Annotated in this window: 3 protein-coding genes; all 3 read left to right on the top strand. The window is 72.0% G+C overall.

The features are described 5' to 3' along the window. On the top strand, positions 1–302 hold a 302-nt coding region (locus V7067_RS17455; protein ID WP_334177158.1), incomplete at its 5' end, for an acyl-CoA thioesterase. 293 nt (positions 303–595) lie between these two features. Then, positions 596–919, top strand: a complete 324-nt coding sequence (locus V7067_RS17460) for an accessory factor UbiK family protein (protein WP_334177159.1) — start codon at positions 596–598, stop codon at positions 917–919. 566 nt (positions 920–1,485) lie between these two features. After that, complete coding sequence (locus tag V7067_RS17465; protein ID WP_334177160.1) at positions 1,486–1,989, top strand: YbjN domain-containing protein; 504 nt, start codon at positions 1,486–1,488, stop codon at positions 1,987–1,989. Positions 1,990–2,322 lie beyond the last annotated feature (333 nt).

A 2,322-nucleotide genomic window follows, 5' to 3' on the forward strand; every position in this document is an offset into this window, starting at 1 on the left:
TCGGCGGCTGGCTGATGGCGCAGATGGACCTTGCCGCCGGCAACGTGGCGGTGCGGCGCGCCCGCGGGCGCTGCGTGACCATCGCCGTGGAGGGCATGAGCTTTCTGCGGCCGGTCTCCGTGGGCGACGAGGTCAGCCTTTATGCCCGTGTGGTCTCGGCCGGGCGCACTTCCATGCGCATCGAGGTGGAGGCCTGGCGCCGCCGCCGCGAGGAGGACGAGGCCTTTCGCGTGACCGAGGCCATCTTCACCTTCGTCGCCATCGGCGAGGACCGCCGCCCGGTGCCGCTGCCGGAGGAGTGAGGCCGCGCCGCCGGCAGCACGGGCCGGCAGCACGGGGGTGCAGGTTGGGCGGCACCAGATAAGGCAGCGCAGATAAGGCGGCGCGGCGGCCGGCCGGCACCCGCGCCCCGCCCCGTCGGCGGCCGGGCGAAGGCGGACGCGGGCCGAATCCGGCCCGCCGGCGGAAAACGCCGGTTGCGCTGCGGCGGCCGGTGTGCGAGCAACAGGCCGCCTCTGGCGCGTGCGGGCCGGCATCAAGTCCGCACCCTCATCCGGGACCGACCTGTCGCCCGGCCCGATTTGGAGTGGACGTTATGACCCAGACGTCGAATCGTCTTTTCGACGAGTTCGCCAAGCTCGCCACCGACGCGGCCGCCGCCGCGCAGGGCGTGCGCCGCGAGGTTGAGACCGCGTTTCGCGCGCAGGCGGAGCGGTTCATGTCCGACATGGACATCGTCAGCCGTGACGACCACGAAGCGGTGAAGGCGATGGCCGCCAAAGCCCGGGCCGAGAACGAGGCGCTGAAGGCCGCGCTGGCGGCGCTGGAAGCGCGCGTGGCCGTGCTGGAGGCCGCCGCCGGCATCGCCCCGCCGGCAGCCCCGGCCGCCGATCCGGCCGACGAGGCCCCCTCGGCCTGAGGCCGTTGCTGCAGCGCAGCCGGTGCCCGGAACAGGCGGCAGGCGGGCCATTACAACCCACTTTGCCGCAGACCGGCGCCGCTGCTGTTGCGTCGCAGCACTCGCCACGGGCCGTCCTATACCGTTATAGTGATTCCTGACTGGAGATTCGCGCCCCTCGGCCGGGTCTCTCCCGCTGTCCGCGGCCGTTCGCCGGGCCGGGCCCTGTGCCTGTTCCGGCCGGCTGCAGCAGCGCCAAGGTCGTCTCCTGTCGGTTACCGCCCGGCGCCGTTCGCCGGCGATGCGGCTGCCGGCAGACGCGGCCCCGGCCGGGTGCTCATGAGACCGTGCGCGGGCGGCTCGCTGCTGCCCTTTGCGCAAGGTAACGTTCGGTCCGGCCTTTCCGGGCCGTCTGCCGCGGGCCCTTGCGGGCCCGGCACCGGCGCCTGTGCGGCCGTTCGCGGTCCGCGGGTGGCGGCTGCCGGCCGGCCGGCCGGTGCGGACGGGGAAAGGCGGCGGCCGGGCGGCCCTGAAGAGCGCCGGCGCACTGGGCGTCCGGCGTGTCCTCGAACCCGAGAGGAACGCTCATGAGCCTCATCGACATCGAAGACTTCAACACCCCCTCCAGTCCGCTCGATCACATCGAGGCGGTCGCGCTGGCGAATGATTGGAGCTTCGAGCGCTCTGGCGACGACGAGATCACCGTCTCGGTCAAGGGCAACTGGTGCGACTATCACCTCTCGTTTTCCGCGCTTGAGGAACTGGAATCGCTGCATCTGGCCTGCGCCTTCGATCTGAAGGTGCCGGAAGTGCGCCGCGGCGAGGTGTGCCGCCTGCTCGCCATGGTCAACGAGCGCATGTGGATGGGCCATTTCGACCTGTGGAATCAGGAAGGCGTGGTCATGTACCGCTATTCCCTGCTGCTGGCGGGCGATGCGGTGCCGACCGAGGGCCAGATCGAGGCCATGCTGACCCATGCGCTGAACCAGTGCGAGCAGCACTATCAGGCCTTCCAGTTCGTGGTCTGGGCCGGCAAGAGCGCCAGTGAGGCGCTGGAAAGCTCGCTGTTCGAGACTGTGGGCGAGGCGTAGGCGCGCCGGCCGGTTTCCCGGTCCTCCCTTTCCCGGTCCGTCCGTTGCGGCAGGGGCCGGTCGCCCGCGACCGGCCCGCGCAAACGGTCCGTGCGCAAAACGATCCGCACCGCCGGCGGCGCGAACGGCGGCGGCCGGTGTCGGGCCGGGCCGCTTTCCGGTCAGGTCGGTTCCGGGCCGGGTCGCCATCCGGTCAGCGCGTCATCGGGTCAGGTTGTCATCGGGTCAGGGCGTCGTCCGGCCAGCGGTCATGCGGCCGGCCGCGATCGGGGGGCCGGTGAGGCCGCTCTCGCCGGCTCACGCAGGTGTCGTCGGGTGAGGCCGTTCGGCGAT

The organism is Pseudoxanthobacter sp., assembly GCF_036822375.1.
In the GTDB taxonomy this organism is placed as follows: domain Bacteria; phylum Pseudomonadota; class Alphaproteobacteria; order Rhizobiales; family Segnochrobactraceae; genus Pseudoxanthobacter.

What these genes read in the sequence shown, in the direction of transcription:
- V7067_RS17460 (WP_334177159.1), top strand. Translation starts at nt 596, where the DNA reads ATGACCCAGACGTCGAATCGTCTTTTCGACGAGTTCGCCAAGCTCGCC.
- V7067_RS17465 (WP_334177160.1), top strand. Translation starts at nt 1,486, where the DNA reads ATGAGCCTCATCGACATCGAAGACTTCAACACCCCCTCCAGTCCGCTC.